The 17,484-nt window shown below is 71.7% G+C and carries 12 protein-coding genes and 2 tRNA genes; 5 read left to right on the top strand and 9 right to left on the bottom strand.

What is annotated here, in order from left to right; all coding sequences use genetic code 11:
• Window positions 1–338 precede the first annotated feature (338 nt).
• Window positions 339–1,142, bottom strand: a complete 804-nt coding sequence (locus tag ACLJRM_RS19825) for an LLM class flavin-dependent oxidoreductase (protein WP_410663898.1) — start codon at window positions 1,140–1,142, stop codon at window positions 339–341.
• 126 nt (window positions 1,143–1,268) lie between these two features.
• On the opposite strand from ACLJRM_RS19825, the gene ACLJRM_RS19820 reads away from it, so the two are divergent.
• Window positions 1,269–1,703 carry an SRPBCC family protein gene (locus ACLJRM_RS19820; RefSeq protein ID WP_410663897.1) on the top strand — a complete coding sequence of 145 codons (435 nt, stop codon included), beginning with the start codon at window positions 1,269–1,271 and terminating at the stop codon, window positions 1,701–1,703.
• On the opposite strand, the gene ACLJRM_RS19815 is transcribed toward ACLJRM_RS19820, so the two are convergent.
• The 3 genes from ACLJRM_RS19815 to ACLJRM_RS19805 are packed head-to-tail and all read right to left on the bottom strand — an operon-like array spanning window position 1,682 to window position 4,802.
• Window positions 1,682–2,929 carry a glycosyltransferase gene (locus ACLJRM_RS19815; protein ID WP_410663896.1) on the bottom strand — a complete coding sequence of 416 codons (1,248 nt, stop codon included), beginning with the start codon at window positions 2,927–2,929 and terminating at the stop codon, window positions 1,682–1,684. The two genes, ACLJRM_RS19820 and ACLJRM_RS19815, sit on opposite strands and share 22 nt — an antisense overlap.
• A complete protein-coding gene (locus ACLJRM_RS19810) occupies window positions 2,926–3,759 on the bottom strand; it encodes an SDR family NAD(P)-dependent oxidoreductase (protein WP_410663895.1) in 834 nt (277 codons plus the stop codon). The genes ACLJRM_RS19815 and ACLJRM_RS19810 overlap by 4 nt, the downstream gene beginning before the upstream one ends.
• Entirely contained in the window at window positions 3,756–4,802 is a 1,047-nt protein-coding gene (locus ACLJRM_RS19805; RefSeq protein ID WP_410663894.1) for an alpha/beta hydrolase, read from the bottom strand. The genes ACLJRM_RS19810 and ACLJRM_RS19805 overlap by 4 nt, the downstream gene beginning before the upstream one ends.
• A gap of 445 nt (window positions 4,803–5,247) precedes the next feature.
• Between ACLJRM_RS19805 and ACLJRM_RS19800 the strand changes: the two genes are divergently transcribed.
• From ACLJRM_RS19800 to ACLJRM_RS19785, 4 genes are read left to right on the top strand one after another with little or no spacing between them, the layout of a single operon-like run.
• A complete protein-coding gene (locus ACLJRM_RS19800; protein WP_410663893.1) occupies window positions 5,248–5,925 on the top strand; it encodes a hypothetical protein in 678 nt (225 codons plus the stop codon).
• 38 nt (window positions 5,926–5,963) lie between these two features.
• A complete protein-coding gene (locus ACLJRM_RS19795; protein WP_410663892.1) occupies window positions 5,964–7,706 on the top strand; it encodes a fatty acyl-AMP ligase in 1,743 nt (580 codons plus the stop codon).
• On the top strand, window positions 7,703–11,905 hold the full coding sequence (locus ACLJRM_RS19790) for a beta-ketoacyl synthase N-terminal-like domain-containing protein (protein WP_410663891.1): 4,203 nt from the start codon (window positions 7,703–7,705) through the stop codon (window positions 11,903–11,905). The genes ACLJRM_RS19795 and ACLJRM_RS19790 overlap by 4 nt, the downstream gene beginning before the upstream one ends.
• Entirely contained in the window at window positions 11,902–13,386 is a 1,485-nt protein-coding gene (locus tag ACLJRM_RS19785; RefSeq protein ID WP_410663890.1) for an MFS transporter, read from the top strand. Before ACLJRM_RS19790 ends, ACLJRM_RS19785 begins: the two co-directional genes overlap by 4 nt.
• Window positions 13,387–13,452: 66 nt before the next feature.
• Here ACLJRM_RS19785 and ACLJRM_RS19780 read toward each other — a convergent pair.
• The 5 genes from ACLJRM_RS19780 to ACLJRM_RS19760 form a co-directional block, all read right to left on the bottom strand.
• Window positions 13,453–13,524, bottom strand: a tRNA-Val gene (locus tag ACLJRM_RS19780).
• Between the two features lie 35 nt (window positions 13,525–13,559).
• Window positions 13,560–13,634: transfer RNA gene (locus ACLJRM_RS19775), tRNA-Val, on the bottom strand.
• Window positions 13,635–13,722: 88 nt separating this feature from the next.
• Window positions 13,723–14,328: a hypothetical protein gene (locus ACLJRM_RS19770; protein ID WP_410663889.1), complete on the bottom strand. Its 606-nt coding sequence runs from the start codon at window positions 14,326–14,328 to the stop codon at window positions 13,723–13,725.
• A gap of 4 nt (window positions 14,329–14,332) precedes the next feature.
• Complete coding sequence (locus ACLJRM_RS19765) at window positions 14,333–15,562, bottom strand: serine/threonine-protein kinase (RefSeq protein ID WP_410663888.1); 1,230 nt, start codon at window positions 15,560–15,562, stop codon at window positions 14,333–14,335.
• A 9-nt stretch (window positions 15,563–15,571) separates the two neighbouring features.
• Window positions 15,572–17,455 carry a serine/threonine-protein kinase gene (locus ACLJRM_RS19760; protein ID WP_410663887.1) on the bottom strand — a complete coding sequence of 628 codons (1,884 nt, stop codon included), beginning with the start codon at window positions 17,453–17,455 and terminating at the stop codon, window positions 15,572–15,574.
• Window positions 17,456–17,484: the final 29 nt, after the last annotated feature.

Below are 17,484 nucleotides of genomic sequence, written 5' to 3'. Positions count from 1 at the left end.
CTTGGGAAGTACTCCCCTCGTCGGTTCAGTATGCCACTTGGTAAAGAGATGTTAAAGGCGGGGCTGAAGGACGCTTTCCCCGCATGACATGCCAGGAAGGCGCCCTTCACCTCGTCACATGCGGGGAAAGGCCCCTTCAGCCAGCTCAGGCCCGAGCGGAACTGCGCACGATCACCGAGCTCACCCGGCTCGCCCCAGGACAGAGGCTGCCCGTGCGTTACCGGCCGGCCGTCATGGACCACTACGTCGCCCTCGCCCGGGACGCGGACCCCGCCCAGGTGCGGCGGCTCTTCGACGAGATCGCGAGCCGCAAACGGGCCTGACCCGAAGCCGTACGCCTAGGCCGGGCCGTCCCGCAGCACGCCGCGTACCGCGTCGACGGACAGGTCGTCCCACGGGAACTCGGCCATCCACCAGGTCGCGCCCGCTTTCACGTAGGGCGCGAGATCCGTGCCCGCCGGGACGCCGATCGCGAAGTCGTAAGGCGCCTTGTCGTCCTCACGCAACGCCGTGATCGTTTCGACCGCCTCGGCGAACTCGTCCGCGTCCGGCAGGTTCACCGGGAAGAACCCGTCGTACCGCGCGGCCCGGCGCATCGGCTTCACCTTGCCGGGAAAACCCGCCAGCCACACGGGGACCGGCCGCTCGGGTCGCGGCAGGAACGTGATGCCGTCGACCGTGTAGTGCTTTCCGTGATGCCGCACGGGTTCCCCGGACCAGGCCGCGGTGAGGATCTCGAGCGACTCGTCCAGCATCTCGCCGCGTGCGCGATCGTCCATTTCGTCACCGGTCTTCGAGAACTCCCCGCCGAACCGGTCGCTGCCGAGGCCCGCGCCGAGGATCAGCCTCCCGCCGCTCAACCGGTCCAAAGTGGCCGTCTCGCGGGCGAGCTTGACCGGGCGACGGCGGGCGAGCGGCGTGACCATCGGCCCGAAGACGAGGTTCTCGGTGGCGGACGCGACGGCGGCGAGCGTGATCCACGGGTCGGCGACCGCGCGCACCGGCTCCCGCCAGCGGATGTGGTCCCAGACGAACAGGCCGTGCCAGCCCGCTTCTTCGGCCTCGGCGGCGAGGCGCGCGACGATCACCGGGTCGGCCAGTTCGTCGAAGATCGGCAGCCAGAGTGCTGAGCGCAGATTCATTCTGCCGACCGTACGAGTGATGGGGCGACCGTGGCGAGCCCTCGCGGCTTGACACCATCACCCGTCGCACTAAAGTTCAACCAACACGTTGATCAACCCAACGGTTGAATAACCCGAGAGAGAACGATGGCCGACCTGACGATCACCCGCCTTCTCGACGCGCCCCGCGAGCTCGCCTTCCGGGTGTGGACCGATCCGGATCATCTCGCCCACTGGTGGGGCCCTGCCGGGTTCACCGCCGAGTCCTGCACGGTCAACCTCACCGAGGGCGGCCGGTGGCGGATCTGCGTCAGCGACGGCGAGACCGATTTGTGGGCCTCGGGCGTCTACCACGAGATCGTGCCGCCGGAGCGGCTCGTCTTCAGCTTCGCCTGGGAGGAACCGGCGGGCGCGCGGGGTCACGACACCCTGGTCACGATCCTCCTCGCCGAACGCGGCGGCAAAACCGAGATGATGTTCCACCAGGCGATCTTCGAGACGGTGGTGGAACGCGACGAACACGTCGACGGCTGGCAGTCCTGCTTCGGCCGGCTCATCGCTTATCTCGATGAGCTCCGCTGACGCACTTCCCGCAGCACCTCACGAGCCCGCGCCACCCCGTCCTCCGCACGCAGCCGAGCGCCGACGTACTGCGCCCCGCGACGGAACAGCAGATTGCCGGACAGCTCCAGCAGACGCGTGGTCAAGGCGTCCGCGGTGAGCTCCCGTAACGGCAGCGGCCGCGGTCCGGCGCCGAGCCGCGACACCCGGTCACCCCAGTAGGGCTGGTCGGAGAAGACCGGGCAGACCAGCGCCGGGACGCCCGCCCGCAGCGCCGCGGCGGTCGTGCCCGCGCCGCCGTGATGCACCACGGCGGCGGTCCGCGGGAAGAGCCACGCGTGCGGGACGTCCTGCACCGTCAGCAGATCATCGTCGTCGGACCCGGCATCGGTACCGAGAAGCCCCCGCAGCCCCACCCGGCGCAGCGCCGTGCGGACGGCGGCGAACGTCCGCTCCGCCTCCGCAGGCCGCATGCTGCCGAAGCCGACGTAGACCGGAGGCGGCCCCGAAGCGAGGAAGTCACGCAGGCGCGGGTCCGGCCGCCATCCGGCGGGGGTGTCGAGGAACCAGTACCCGGTGACGTGGACCCTGGCGGGCCAATCCTTCGGCCGGGGCACCACGGCGTCGGAAAACCCGCACAGCACCGGGGTTTCCTTCCTCCGGGGTCCGCGCCGGCCCGCCGGGGGCAGCCCGAGCGACCGGCCGCGCCAAAGGTCCACCTCGGGCCGCAACACCTGCCAGGCGACGGTATCGACGGCGCGGAAGCTCAACTGCCGCCCGCAAGGCCCGAGCCTGCCCGCCCACGGCAGCAGCGGATGCGCGAACTTCCGGGTCGGCACGCTGGGCTGGTAGTGCAGTTCGACGTCGGGGACGCCGAGCGAGGCACCCAGATGCGCGCCGAGGAAACCCAGTGTCGGGGCGAGGACGAGGTCCGCGCCGGACGCTCCTTCGTGGACATCGGCGAGTAAGCGTTCCAGCACCGGTGCCAGCGCGCCTCGCAGTCCGCGCAGGAACGTCGCGGGATTGCGCCCGCCCTCGGTCCATTCACGCCCGCCGTCCGAGCCGAGGACTTCACTGGGATCGGCCGAAAGCGGCGCGAACTCCAGCCCGTATCCGGTCACCAGCTCCCGGAACCGTTCCGCCGCCAGCACTCGCACCCGATCGCCCTCGAGACCACGCCCCAGGGCGATGCACGGCTGGACGTCGCCCCGCGAACCGGGAGCGACGATCACGACCAGCCGGGTCACCGTTTCGCCGCCGTCAACCGGTACCGGAGGCGGAAGGGCAGATTCGCCAGCGCCGCCGCGATATGCGCGTCCCGGCCGACCAGGTACCGCGGCGCGGGACGGCGAGCGGTCAGCGCGTGGACCACGACCCGTGCCGCGCGCTCGGGCGGCACCCCGGCGCGCGCGGACCGTTCCGCGCTCCGTTCGGCTTCGTCCAGTTGTGCCGCATACCTTTCCCGCGCGGCTTCCGGCAAAGCCGCGCGCACCTCCTCGGCGGCGGCGCGGGCACGGGGCCAGATCGAGGTGGCGACAGCGCCGGGCTCGACGAGGACGACCTCGATCCCGGACGGGGCCAGTTCGGCGCGGAGGCTGTCGGTCAAGCCGACCAAGGCGAACTTCGACGTGTGATAGGGGCCGACCATCGGTCCGGCGATCCGCCCGCCCATCGACCCGACCGTCACCACCCTGGCGGCGGACGCGGCGCGCAGCGCGGGCAACATCGCCTGCGTGACGGCGAGCTGCCCGGTGACGTTGACCTCCAGCTGCTGCCGGAAATCCTCGAGCGGGACGTGTTCCAGGGGTCCGGGCCGGGCCATCCCGGCGTTGTTCACCAGCCCCCGCAGCGGTCCCGCGGCCGCGACCTTCTCTCCGCACGCCGTGATCGACGCCGCGTCCCGGAGGTCCATCCGCAGCACGGTGACCGCTTCGCCGTGGGTGCGGGCGAGTTCCGCTTCGTCCGCGTCGGTGCGCACACTGGCCCAGACGTGGGCGCCCCGCCGGACGAGTTCGGTCACGCAGGCGCGGCCGATCCCGCTCGAAGCCCCGGTGACCACAAAGGACGGACGGGTCACGACGCCTCCCCCGCCTTCACCGGCGCGGCGAGCGCGCGCAGCATCCGAGGCCAGGTCTTGTGCAGCTGGTCCTGCCAGTACGCCCAATGGTGCGTGCCCGGCCCGTAGAAGTCGGTCATGACCGGGACACCGAGCCGGTTCAGCCGGTCCGCCATCGCGGTGGTCTGGCCGGAGCACAGGAACTCGAGCAGCATCGCCCCCGGGAGCACGTCGATCGGGAGCTTGCCGTCGTACGGTCCCGGCAGGCCGTTGCCCGTCGACAGGTACAGCTCGGTGCCGCGCAGGCGGTCGGCGTTCACCAGCGGATCGTGCGCGTCCCAGCGGGACGCCTCGCGACGCCGGTCACCCCAGAGCGCTTCGGGGTCCTGCCGGGCCGAGGCGACGATCGCGCTGGTCAGCAGCTCGCCGTACGGACCGGTGGGGTTGAGATTGCCGCTGAACGACCCGGCGAACCGGAACACCCCCGGCCGCCGGGCGGCGAGTTCCAGCGCGCCGTAGCCGCCGAGCGAGAGCCCGGCCGCCACCCGCCGCCCGTCCCCGCGATACGCGCGGTCGATCAGCTGCGGGATCTCGACCGCGGTGAACGTCTCCCACTGATTGAGCACGACGTCCTTGCCGTGATTCCACCAGTCGGAAAAGAACCCCGCGGAACCGGAACCCGGCATCACCACCAGGGCGCCGGAGTCGTCGGCGAGCTTCCGGATGTCGGTGTTGGCGGTCCAGCCGCGATAGTCCTGCAGCCGTGTCTCCCCGGCGAGCAGGTACACCGCCGGCCACTTCTTCTCCGGTTCGGCGTCCCATCGCGACGGCAGGATCAGCCGGACCATCGCGTAGCTCCCGACGCCGACCGAGCGCACGGTGAGGTCCAGCATCCGCGGATCATCGTCCACAGTGGTCTGGGCGACGACGTGCGAGCCGTCGTCGGCGCGGGCGTCCGGGACACCGCTCTCGGCCCTCGCCGGGGCGAGGGCGGCGCCGGGCAGCAAGCACGTCACGGCCGTCAGCAGCGCGACGGCGCGCAGCCGCCTCGAAGTATTGCGCATACGTAATCCTTTGTCCCGGTCGTTCGATCGAATCCGAAAATGTGACGGCGATTACCCGCAAAAGAAATCCGGAGTGCCGACACGTTAAGCGGAAGAACCCCCTCCAGGCAATTGTCCTGCCCAAAATCCGGGAGGACAATGTGAATGCCAGGGAAACAAGAAATGCCCCCACCTCCCCCATCAGGGTGACCCGTCGCTCACGGACAGTGAGCGACAGTGGCACGGGGGTACCAGACTGGCTCGCACACCTGCGAAAACCTCGGAAGCCGCAGGTCACACCTAGTACACGAAGGACATTTACGTTCTCTTGATACCTTCCGGTATTCGATTTCCCGTCGTAGCCTTCGTCGTGCCGCCCGGGTTCGGCGTCCACTGACGCAACCCCGGCGCCGTGTCCCACCGAAGGGACCACGACCCCATCAGGACCCTTCCGAAAGGGCTATTCATGACTGCCCGAATTCGCGCGCTCGTCGTCACCGCCGCCGCGTTGGCCACTATTTCCGGCGTACCCGGAGAATCGATTCAGGCGGCCGCCGCGCCGCCCTCTCCCGTCGTTTCGCCCTCTCCCGCCGTTCCGCCCGCCGCCCTGCTGCCGCCGGAGACCGTCCCGCACGCGTCCGCGCGCGACGGCTTCGACCTGGCCGCGGCACTGTCCACGCCGGACCGAGAGGAGAGCCGGATCGACGTCGGCGGCTGTGAGGACGTCGTCCACGGCAGGCTGATCGGCACCGGCGCCACCGGCCAGGGCTTCCAGTCCGCGGTGCCCGGCGGTCAGGTGTCCGAGCTCGTCGCACGCACGGCGAACCCGCCCGACCTGACGGCCTGGGCCGCGCAGGCCGCGCGGTGCTCACAGGTGACGGTCGACGACGCGGCCGGTACCGCGGTGTCGACCGTCACCGTCCAGCCCGCGCCCGCCGTCACGGGCGCGAAAACCCTTTCCTACCAACAACTCCTCACGCTCCCCGGCCAGCCCCCCGAGCTGCCCGGACTGCGTCTGCGCACCGTCGCCATCGCCGCCGACGACGTACTGGTCGTGCTTCGTGACGCCGGGACCACCGGCCTCGATCTCGACGCCCTCGCCGTCGCCGCCTGGCAGCACGCCGCCGGACCGCTCGGCCGCTGAACCCTCGCAAAACCCCCGCCGAACCCCGAGGAGACGCCATGTCCCTGGCCCCCGAAAACCTGCCCGCCACGGCCGGCACCACCCTCCCAGCCTGCCTCCGGCATTGGGCGGACGTCGACGGCGACCGGCCCGCGCTGACCTTCGCCGACTTCGCGACCGATCGCGGCGGGCGGCGGAAGACCCTGACCTGGCGGCAGCTCCAGGAGCGCGTCGACGCCGTCGCGGGCGCGCTGCCCGTCCGGCCAGGCGACCGGGTGGCCGTGCTGTGCCCGCAGAGCGCCGAGTACGTCGTCGCCTTCCTCGGCGCGATCACCGCGGGCGCGATCGCGGTGCCGCTGTTCGACCCCGGGCTGCCCGGGCACGCCGGGCGCCTCGCCGCGGTGCTGACCGACTGCTCCCCCACCGCGGTCGTCACCACCGTCGCGGCCGAGGACGCGGTCCGCGAGTTCCTCGCCGGTCTCCCCGGCGGTGACGAGGTCGCCGTCATCGCGGCCGACCGCCCCGCCGAAGGCCCGGTCCGCGCGTGGCCCGCCCCGGACGCGACACCGGACGACGTGGCGTACCTGCAGTACACCTCCGGCTCCACCCGCAGCCCGGCGGGCGTGGTGCTGACCCACGCGAACGTGCTGGCCAACGTGCGCCAGGCAGTGCACGGGCTCGGCATCGAACCGACGGGGACCACCGTGTCCTGGCTGCCGCTGTTCCACGACATGGGTCTCGTACTCGGCCTGATCACCCCGCTGGCGATGGGCATGCGGTCGGTGCTGATGGATCCGCTGGCCTTCATCGAACGACCGGTGCGCTGGCTGGAACTGCTGGGCGACCACAACGGCAGCTGGAGCGCGGCGCCGAACTTCGCGTTCCACTACTCCGCGAGCCGGGTGCGCGAAGAGGACCGCGCCAAGCTGCGCCTCGACCGCGTCGCCGCGATCGTCAACGGCGCGGAGCCGATCAACCCCGACGTACTCGACCGGTTCCACGCCGCCTTCGCCGATTCCGGGTACACGCCGGACAAGACCCGGCCCTCCTACGGTCTCGCCGAGGCGACCGTCTTCGTCACCACCGGCCCCGGAACTCCCCCGCGCGTCACCACGTTCGACCGCGCCGACCTCGGGACGGGCACGGCACGGCAGTCCGGCGACGGTCTCCGGCTGGTCGCCTGCGGTGTCCCGGTTGGCCAGCACGTCGCGCTGGTCGACCCGGAAACCGGCGTCGCGCTCGAAGACGGTTCGGTCGGCGAGATCTGGGTCCACGGTCCCAACGTCGGCACCGGGTACTGGCAGAAGCCCTTGGAAAGCACCGAGACCTTCGGCGCCCGGCTGACCGGCGAACTCGGTGGGCTCCCGGAGGGGCCCTGGCTGCGCACCGGGGACCTCGGCGTCCGGTACGACGGCGAGGTCTACATTGCGGGCCGTATCAAGGACCTGCTGATCGTCGACGGCCGCAACCACTACCCGCAGGACGTCGAAGCGACGGCGGCCTCGGCCGACCGCGACATCCGCCCGGGCAGCGTCGCCTCGTTCGCCGTCGAAGGCACCGACACCGAAGCCGCGGTCGTCGTCGCCGAACACCGCGGCCACACCGCGCTGACCACGGACGACGAGCGGACCCTCGCCGCGTCGATCCGGCGGCTCGTTTCCGACGCGCACGGCCTTTCGCTGCGCGACGTCGTGCTCGTCCCGGCGGGCCTGGTCCCGCGCACCTCCAGCGGCAAGATCGCGCGCAGCGCGTGCCGCGACCGCTACCTCGCCGGCGACTACGGAAAGGCCCTGGTGCGATGAGAAACCCGACGCTCGACACCCCCGCCCTGCGCCGCTGGCTGCTCGGCACCGTCGCCGAGCACACCGGCGTCGACCCGGCCCGGCTCGAAGCCGACCGCCCGCTCAGCGACTACGGCCTGTCCTCCCGTCAGGCCGTCGGCATCGCGGCGGAGCTCGAAGACCTGCTCGGCACCCCGCTCCCGGCCACTCTGCTGTGGGAGAGCCCGACCATCGACCACCTCGCCCGCTCCCTCACCGGCGGCGCCGAACCGGAACCGGAGCCGACGGGAACGGACCGCCGGCGGACCGACCCGATCGCCGTCGTCGGCCTGGGCTGCCGCTGGCCGGGAGCGAACGGACTCGACGAGTTCTGGGAGCTCCTGCGCAGCGGGCGGGACGCCGTCCGGACCGCGCCGCCGGGCCGGTGGAGCGCCGACGCGGCACCGGTCGTCGGCGGTTTCCTCGACGACGTCGCCGGTTTCGACGCCGACCACTTCGGCATCACCCCGCGCGAGGCGTCCACAATGGACCCGCAGCAGCGGATGCTCCTGGAAGTCACCTGGGCCGCGCTCGAACACGCCGGGATCGCCCCGGCCTCCTTGCGCGGCAGCCGGACCGGCGTGTTCACCGGGATCTCCACCCACGACTACGGCCACCTCACGATGGCGGGCGGCGGAGTGGACCTGTGGACGGCCACCGGCGCCGCCGGGAGCATCTCGGCCAACCGGCTCTCCTACGTCTACGACCTGCGCGGGCCGAGCATGGCGGTGGACACCGCCTGCTCGTCTTCGCTGGTCGCGGTGCACCACGCGGTGCGCGCGCTGCGCGACGGCGAGGCGGATCTCGCCTTGGCGGGCGGGGTGAACCTCATGCTCCTGCCCGGACCGACGGCCGCGTTCGCCGCGGCCGGTCTCCTCGCGGACGACGGCCGCTGCAAGACATTCGCCGCGGACGCCGACGGCATCGCGCGCGCCGAAGGCTGCGGCGTCGTCGTGCTCAAACGGCTGGCAGACGCCGAATACGACGGCGACCGGGTGCTGGCGGTGATCCGCTCCACCGCGGTCAACTCCGACGGCCGGTCGCAAGGACTGGCGGCGCCGAACCCGATCGCCCAGCAGGACATGCTGCGCACGGCGTACCACGGCGCCCGGCTCGATCCGTCCACTGTGGACTACGTCGAGGCGCACGGCACCGGCACTTTGCTCGGTGACCCGATCGAGGCCCGCTCGCTCGGTGCCGTTCTCGGCAAGGACCGGCCCGCCGACGCCCCGCTGCTGATCGGGTCGGTGAAGACGAACATCGCGCACGCGGAAGCGGCCGCGGGGATCGCCGGGCTGATCAAGGTCGTCCTCGCGATGACCCACGACGAACTGCCGCCCCAGCTGCACTTCGCCGCACCCAACCCGCACATCCCGTTCGACGACCTGCGCCTGAAGGTGGTGACCGAACCGACGGCGTGGCCACGCCGTTCCGGCCGCGCCACGGCGGGGGTGTCCGCGTTCGGGTTCGGCGGGACCAACGCGCACGTCGTCCTCGAACAGGCCGCGGCGCTGGAGCCGGCCCAGGAACGCGCGGACGTCCGGATCGGGCTGCTCTCCGCCCGCACCCGCGACCGCCTCACCGAACGCGCGACGCAGCTGGCGAACTGGCTGGAGTCCTCGGCCACGCCGTCGCCTTCCCTCGCCGATGTCACCCACACGCTGTTCCGGCGCGACAACGGCGGACCGCACCGCGCCGCCGTCGTCGCCGGGGACACCGCCGAGCTCGCGGTTCTGCTGCGTGCCGTCGGCACCGGTGCCGATCCGCTGCCCGCCGGCGCGGTCGCGGGCAGCACCCGGACCACCGACGGACCGGTGTTCGTGTTCTCCGGTCACGGCTCCCAATGGCCGGGGATGGGACGCGGGCTGCTGGCCGCCGAGCCCGCCTTCGCCGCACAGGTCGACAAGCTCCACGACCTGTTCACCGAGCACACCGGCCGATCGCTGCGCGCCTTGCTCACCACCGGGAATCCCTTGTCCCTTCCCGAAACCCAGACGGCCATCTTCGGGATCCAGGTCGCGCTGGCCGCCCAGTGGGAGGCGCTCGGGGTCCGGCCCGCGGCCGTGATCGGGCACTCGCTGGGCTCCGCGGCCGCCGCCGTGGTGAGCGGTGTGCTCACCCCTGACGAGGCCGTCCACCTGGTCGCGACCCGTGCCCGGCTCCTGGGCACCATCGGTCCGGGTGGAGCGATGGCGGCGGTCGAACTGGCGCCGGAGGAACTGGAGCTGTACCCAGACATCGAACTCGCCGTCGAATCCGCGCCGGGCCAGCTGACCGTGGCCGGGGACGCGACCGTCCTCGAACTGCTCGTCGCCGAACTCGAGGCCGCCGGGCTGACCGCGCGACTGCTGCCGGTCGAGGTCGCCGGGCACTCCGTCCGGGTCGACCCCGTCCTGCCCGCGCTCCGGGAAGCGCTCGTCGAACTAGGCGGCCGTCGCCCGACGGTCCCTTGGTACGACACGGTTCTGGCCGATCCGCGGGACCTTCCGGACTTCGACGCCGGGTACTGGGCCACGCACCTGCGCCGTCCGGTGCGGTTCCGGCAGGCCGTGGCGGCCGCCGCCGCGGACGGGCACCGCGTCTTCGTCGAGCTGTCGCCCCATCCGATCCTGCGGGGTTCGGTGGCGCGGACCCTCGAAGGCGAGGGGATCCACGACGCCGTCGTCACCGGGACCCTGCGGCGGGGCCAGGACGAGGTCCGCGCGCTGGGCGCAGCCGCGGCCGAACTCTACTGCGCGGGGACCCGGATCACCCCCGCCGACCCGGACGACGGTGCCCGCCTGGTCGACGTCCCGCCGATGCCGTGGCGGCACGAACGGCACTGGTACACCACCGCCGGGGAGACGCCGTCGTTCGCCGCACGGGTGACCGAACCCGAACCCGCTCATCGCGGAGGTGGTGATCGGCTGACCGAGATCGTCGCCGCGGTCATGGGCCTGCGGCCCGAGCGCATCGACGCCGACGTCCCGCTGGTGGAACTCGGACTGGATTCCCTGATGGCGAACCGGATCCGGGAGGCCGTCCGCCGGGAGTTCGGCACCGAACCCGACGCCGTCAGCGTGCTCCGGGGTGCCACTCTCGCCGACCTCAGCCGCGATCTCGCGCCGCGCGAAGACGAGGAGCCGCTTCCGGCCCGAGGCCGGGCTTGGGACGCGGCGGACCGGCTCGTCCTGCGCCTCTGGCAGGAGCACACCGGAGCCGACCCGGGCGGCACGCACGTCCGGCTGACCGAGACCGGCACGCCGGATCGGCTGGCCGAGCTGCTCGCCAAGGGGCTCAGCACCGAACTCGCGACCCCTGTCGACGCCGCCGAACTCCTGCGGCACGACTCCCTCGCGGCCATCGCGGACGTCGCCCGCGCCGTCCTGGACACGAGGGAGGAGAAGGGACCGGTGCACGTCCTCGCTCCCGGTGACACCGGCGTCGCGCCGCTGCTGCTGTTCCACCCTGGTGGCAGCACGTGCACCGTGTACCGGCCGCTGCTGGACAGGCTGCCCACCGCGGTGCCGTGCGTCGGATTCGAACGCGTTCCCGGTGTCAGCATCGAGGAACGCGTCGAGCACCTGTTGCCGCTGGTGCGGGCGCACCGTCGCGACCGGCCGTACCGGCTGGCGGGCTGGTCGTTCGGCGGGGCGCTGGCCTACGGCGTCGCCGCCCGGCTCGCCGAGGAAGGCGAGGAGGTCGAGTTCGTCGCGCTGATCGACACCATGCTCCCGCTCCCGGAACCGGACCTCGACCCGCGGGCGTCGTCCGCCCGGCGATTCCTGCGCTTCACCGGTTACGTCGAGGGGACCTACGGCCGCGAAGTCCGGCTCGGGCACGAGGAACTGGCGCCGTTGCCCGAAGAAGAGCAGATCGAACTGACCATGCGGCGGGTCGCCGAAGCCGGTTTGCTCAGCCCCGGCGTACTCCGGCACCAGCGTCAGTCCTTTTTGGACACGCTGGCGGCCGAACGCGGCACGCCCCGCCGCTACGACGGCCGGGTCGTGCTCTACCGGGCTGTCGAGCAGTACGCGGCCGGGCTGGCGATGGAACCTCGGTATTCCCGCACGGACCTCGCCGCCGGCTGGGCGGAGCTGTGCCCGGAACTGGAGATCGTGCCGGTCGAGGCGCATCACCTGTCGGTGGTGGACCCGCCTCACGTCGATGTGGTGGCAAGGCATCTGGCGGGACTCCTGTGACCACGGCCCGGGCCGGGCGAGCGGTCGACCGCGCCTGGCCGCTGCTGGCGGTGCTCGGCGCCGGGCTCTTCCTCGTCGCGGTCGACGCGACCGTGCTGCACGTCGCGTTGCCCGACCTCGTCCGGCAGTTGCGGCCGGGCGCGGCGGCGCAGGTGTGGATCGTGGCGATCTACCCCCTGACCGCCGCGCCGCTGCTGCTGCCGTTCGGCACCCTCGGCGACCGGTACGGACGGCGGCGCGTGCTGGTCACCGGGTACGTCGTGTTCGGGATCGCGTCGCTCGGGTGCGCGTTCGCGCCGAACGTCCCGGCGCTGCTGGCTTTTCGCGCTTTCCTCGGCTGCGGTGGCGCGATGATCATGCCGGTGACGATGTCGCTGCTCCGGGAGCTCTTCCCGGAGCAGCGCGACCGCCGCACGGCGATCGCGGTGTGCAGCGGGATCGCCGGTACCGGCTCGGTGTTCGGGCCGGTCCTCGGTGGGGTGCTCGTCGAGACGTGGGGCTGGCGCGCCACGTTCCTGCTGAACCCGCCGGTGATCCTGGCGGCGGTGGTGCTGGCCCTGCGGTGGCTCCCCCGGAATCCGCCAGGGCAGCGGCCGTGGGACGCGACCAGCGCCGCCCTCGCGGCGGGCGGTGTCCTCGGGATCGCGTTCGCCGTCGGGCATCCGGGCTCCTGGCCGACGGCCGTCGCTTCGGGGATCACCGGATGTGTCCTCATCGGACTGTTCCTGCGCCGTCAGCGCCGGACCGATCCGCCACTGCTGGACCTCGCCCTGTTCACTCTGCCGGGGGTACGCGCCGCGGTGGGTGGGGTCCTGCTGGTGATGAGCACGCTGGTCGGGCTCGGGCTGCTGTTCGCCCAATACCTGCAGGTGGTGCTCGGCCTCTCCCCGACGGCTGCGGCGACCCGGCTGCTCCTGGTGCTGGGCGCGTCCGCCGTCGGCAGCGTGGTGACCCCCTCGCTGCTGGGGCGCTTCGGCAACGCTCGCGTCCGCACGGCCGGGTTCGCCGTCACCGCGTTGTCGTTGCTGGTCCCGGCGGCGGGCTCGGCCGCGCTGACGTCACCGGTGCTGCTCGGCGCCGGCCTGACGGGAATGGGGCTGGGGATGGCGTTCGCGCTCACGTCGAGCACCGACACCCTGCTTTCGGCGACCTCCGCGGACCAGGCGGGCGGCGCCGCGGCGGTGGAGAAGACGGGCTACGAGCTGGGCGCGGGTTTCGGGACCACGCTGTTCGGCTCCCTCGCGGCGGCGGTGTACGCGGCGCACCTGGCGGTTCCGGCCGGGGTACCCGAACCGGCGCGGCAGCTCGCGCTTTCGGGACCCGCTCAGGCCGAGGCCGCGGTCTCGGGACTTCCGTCGCCGTTGATCGGCGAACTGCTCGAAGCCGCGCGGGTGGCTTGCACCACTGGGCTTCAAGTGTCGGCGGGAGTCGCTTGTGGACTGTTCCTGGTCGCCGGCCTCGTGAGTAGTAAAGGCGGTTAGAACCGTCCTTACCACTCACGAGACGCGAAAAGACCCCACCCTGATCGGATGGGGTCTTCACTGCGGTGGGCGATACTGGGATCGAACCAGTGACCTCTTCGGTGTGAACGAAGCGCTCTCCCCCTGAGCTAATCGCCCGTGGTACGAACTCCGGTTCACCGGGGAAGCGAACCTGGTGCGCGATACTGGGATTGAACCAGTGACCTCTTCCGTGTCAGGGAAGCGCTCTCCCGCTGAGCTAAACGCGCGTGTGTAGTTGTTCGTACGGGAGCTAGCTTAGCGGACCCGTTTCCGGGCCCGCAAAGGGGTTCCCCTCTCGATCAAAACGCAGGCAGCTCAGGGTTTCGGCAGCCGCGAAGCGACCGAGGCCGCGATCTCCTTCGTCCGGTCACACGGGCTCCCGCTCCCCTCCCGGGCGAGCAGCCGGACGGCGACGTGCTCGGCCTCGCGGTCCGGCAGCGGACGGTGCTGCCAGGTCACGACGCAGTTCGAGCCGCCGAACTCCCGGATGTCGCCGGTGACACCGTTGCCGAGGTCGACCGGCGAACCTTCGGGCGCGTACGCACCTCGCTGCAGCTCGACGGTCAGCGTGTCCCCGCCGCCCTGCCACTCGCAGATCCGCAACGTCCGCGGAGCGGGCTGCGTGTTGGGCACGTTCTTGGTGAGCGCGGCCGGATCCACGACCGCGCACGGGTCGAGCGGGAGCAGGCTCGCCGGGTCGCCGGCGCGGTCGACCTCGTGCGTGCGCAACCGGGCGAGGGCGGCGGTCAGCATGTCGTCGGCCGCCTTGCAGGGGTCGCCGTCCTTGCCCGGATGCGAGACGACGACGCCGAGCTTCCGATCCGCCGGAAGCTGGACGATCGAATCGCATCCGCCGCTGATCGTGCTGCGCAGCAACGGAAGCCCTTCGGCGGTCCGGTCCGTCCGCTCGACGTTGCTCACGCCGTCACCGATCCGGATCTCGAAAGAGGCGTCTCGGAGACCGGTGTACTTGCAGCGGGCCGGGTAGATCGGCCCCGTTTCCGGCTTGAGGGTCCCGGACTCCTGCACGAACCGACCGGCGAGCACCTTGCACGGATCCACCAGGCGCAGGCGTTCCGGGCTGAGCGCCTCGCTCACCGCCAGCGACGCCGTACCCGGCGCCTCGGGCTTCGCGTACTCGGCGACGGAGAGACCGAGCGCGACGATCCCGGCGACCACGAGCAGGACGACCGCGGCGAGCGCGCCGAACAGGAGCTTCTTCGTGCGCGGCGCCATCTTCTTCGGCGGCGGCCGCCAGATCGGGAGCGGCAGGGCCAAGCACCGAGCGCACTTCGGTGTCCTGCTGCCGGATCCGGGCGTGCACGGCGGCCGGCCAGGGAGCCATGCCGGGCGGCACGGGTCCGAGGTGGTCCAGGATCTGTTCCGGGGTGGGGCGGCGGGCCGGATCCTTGGCCAGGCACGGTTCGGCGAGCCGCCGGATCTCGTCCGGGACGTCGGTGAAGTCCGCGGCGGCGTGCACGACGTTATACAGCGTTTGCGGCGCGGTCGGGCCGGTGAACGGGCCGCGGCCGGTCGCCGCCATGACCAGGATCGCGCCGAGGGAGAACACGTCACTCGCCCCGGTGACCTGCCCGCTGCCCGCCTGTTCCGGCGACATGAACGCGGGCGACCCGATGATCGCGCCGGTTCCGGTGAGCTCCTGTGCCTCCTCCGCCACCCGCGCGATGCCGAAGTCGATCACCCTGGGCCCGTCACTCGTCAGGATGACGTTGCTGGGCTTGAGGTCCCGGTGGATCAGCCCGGCACGGTGGATTTCGGTCAGCGCGGCGGCGAGCCCGGACGCCAGCAGGCGTACCGACGCGGCGGGCAGCGGTCCGGCGGCGTCCACCGCCTCCTTCAGGGATGGTCCGGTGACGAAGACCGAGGCGAGCCAGGGCGTTTCCGCCTCCGCGTCGGCGTCCATGACCGCGGCGGTGTATGCGCCGGACACCAGCCTCGAGGTGGCGACCTCGCGCCGGAACCGTTCGCGGAACCGGGGATCGTGTGCGAACTGGGCGTGCAGCTGTTTGACCGCGACGAGCCTGCCATCCGGGGCCAGGCCGAGCACGACCCGGCCCATGCCGCCTTCACCGATTTCGGCGATGATCCGATACGGGCCGACCTGCCGGGGTTCGCCGGGGTTCAACGGTTTCACTGATCAGCCCTAGGGTTTCGGAAGTTTTTGCAGCAGCGCACCGGCGAAGCCCTTCGCCTTCTCGCAGGCCTCGTCGGCGGTCATCTTCGTCCCGCTGGTGCCGATGGTCAGCTCGACGTTCTCGCCGTCGTGCTCGCTGACGGACCGATGCTGCCAGGTCAGCGAACAGGAGGAACGGGCGACGCCGTCGTCCTTCTTCGCCAGGTACACCGTGGTACCGCCGAGATCCAGGGTGGTGGAACCCGTGTAGTACGAGTCCTTCGTCTGGGACGGCGGGTACGCCCGCACGAGACTCAGCCGGACACTGCCCGCCGCGTCGTACCGGCATTGGTGCAGGTGCTCGCGGATCGTTTCGACGACCGGGCCGATCAGCCGGTCCGTGGTCGCGGCGCCGACCAGCGCGCACGGGTCCAGTGGCGCGAGGGTGCCCGCCGGAAGCTCGCGATCCTGGCCACCGGCCCGGATCCGTTTGACCGCGTCGGTGAGGGCCGCCTTCACCACCGCGCATGCTTCGTCCTTTGTGGACATCGAGTTCACGTCGGCGCTCAGCTTGGTGTTCGGCAGCCCGGCGACCGGGACCGCGACCGCGCACGCGTCACCGGAGCCCTTGATCCGCAACGGAAGTCCTTCGAGCTCGCCACCCGCTTCGCCTTGGATCAGGTCGCCGCCGACCTCCAGCTCCAGCCACTTCCCCGCGGGCGAGGTGTACGTGCACGAATCGAATTGGAGATCGATCTCCACGCTCAGCTTGCCGAACCCGGGTACGTCGCGCCCTTTGAGCACCTTGCACAGGTCGACCCGCCGCAGGTTGTCCGGTCCGAGCGGATCCTGGTTGACCGGGGTGGCGACCGGTTCGTCCGGGAGCTGCGGCGAACTCGGCGCGGCGGCGGCCGGGGGCGGGTCGTCCTTCGACAGCGAGACAGCCGTGATGACGCCACCGGCCAGCAGTACGACGGCGGCCGCGGCGAGTCCCGCGATCAGGCCGCGGCGGGATCGCTTCGGCGGAGGCGGGTTCAGCAGCCGCCGGACCTCGGCTTGCTGGGTCTCGATGAGGTGTGAGACCACCGGCGGCCACGGGCTGGTCATCGGCGGGATCGGCCCCAGCCGTTCCAGCACCCACGCCGGGGAAGGCCGGTCCGCCGGGTTCTTCGCCAGGCACGGCTCGACGATCTGACGGAGCTCCGGCGCCAGATGCCGCAGGTCGGGCTGGACGTGCACGACGTTGTAGAGGGTGTGCGGAGTGGACGTTCCGGTGAAGGGATTCGTCCCGGTCGCGGCCATCACGAGGAGCGCGCCCAACGAGAACATGTCGCTCGCCGGGGTCAGCGGTTTGCCCTCGGCCTGCTCCGGCGACATGAATCCGGGCGAGCCGATCACCGCGCCGGTGTGCGTGAGTTCCGAGTCGCTCTCGACGGCGCGGGCGATCCCGAAGTCGATCACCCGGGGACCGTCACCGGCGAGGATGACGTTGCCCGGTTTCAGGTCCCGGTGGATCAGCCCGGCGCGGTGGATGTCGCCGAGCGCCAGCGCGAGTCCCGCGGCGAGGTGCCGGACCGCCATCGGCGGCAGCGGGCCGCCGGCGGCGACCGCTTCGGACAGTGCCGGTCCCGGCACGAACACCGAGGCCAGCCACGGTGTCGGCGCGTGCGGATCGGCGTCCATCACCGGAGCGGTGTAGGCGCCGGACACCAGCCGCGACGTCGCGACCTCGCGGCGGAATCGCTCGCGAAAGCCGGGGTCGTGCGCGAACCCGGGGTGGACCTGCTTGATCGCGACCAGGCGCCCGTCGGAGGAGATCCCGAGCAGCACCCGGCCCATCCCGCCTTCTCCGAGCGCGGCGAACACCCGGTAGCGCCCCACGCCGGTGGGTTCGCCGGTGTTCAACGGCTTCACGAAGACCCCCTTGTCAGGGGCGATGGTAC

The organism is Amycolatopsis sp. lyj-84 (genome assembly GCF_046549075.1).
Taxonomy (GTDB): domain Bacteria; phylum Actinomycetota; class Actinomycetes; order Mycobacteriales; family Pseudonocardiaceae; genus Amycolatopsis.
This window is presented reverse-complemented; position numbering and strand designations above follow the sequence as displayed.

What these genes read in the sequence shown, in the direction of transcription:
- ACLJRM_RS19825 (WP_410663898.1), bottom strand. Translation starts at nt 1,142, where the DNA reads ATGAATCTGCGCTCAGCACTCTGGCTGCCGATCTTCGACGAACTGGCC.
- ACLJRM_RS19805 (WP_410663894.1), bottom strand. Translation starts at nt 4,802, where the DNA reads ATGCGCAATACTTCGAGGCGGCTGCGCGCCGTCGCGCTGCTGACGGCC.
- ACLJRM_RS19790 (WP_410663891.1), top strand. Translation starts at nt 7,703, where the DNA reads ATGAGAAACCCGACGCTCGACACCCCCGCCCTGCGCCGCTGGCTGCTC.
- ACLJRM_RS19795 (WP_410663892.1), top strand. Translation starts at nt 5,964, where the DNA reads ATGTCCCTGGCCCCCGAAAACCTGCCCGCCACGGCCGGCACCACCCTC.
- ACLJRM_RS19800 (WP_410663893.1), top strand. Translation starts at nt 5,248, where the DNA reads ATGACTGCCCGAATTCGCGCGCTCGTCGTCACCGCCGCCGCGTTGGCC.
- ACLJRM_RS19820 (WP_410663897.1), top strand. Translation starts at nt 1,269, where the DNA reads ATGGCCGACCTGACGATCACCCGCCTTCTCGACGCGCCCCGCGAGCTC.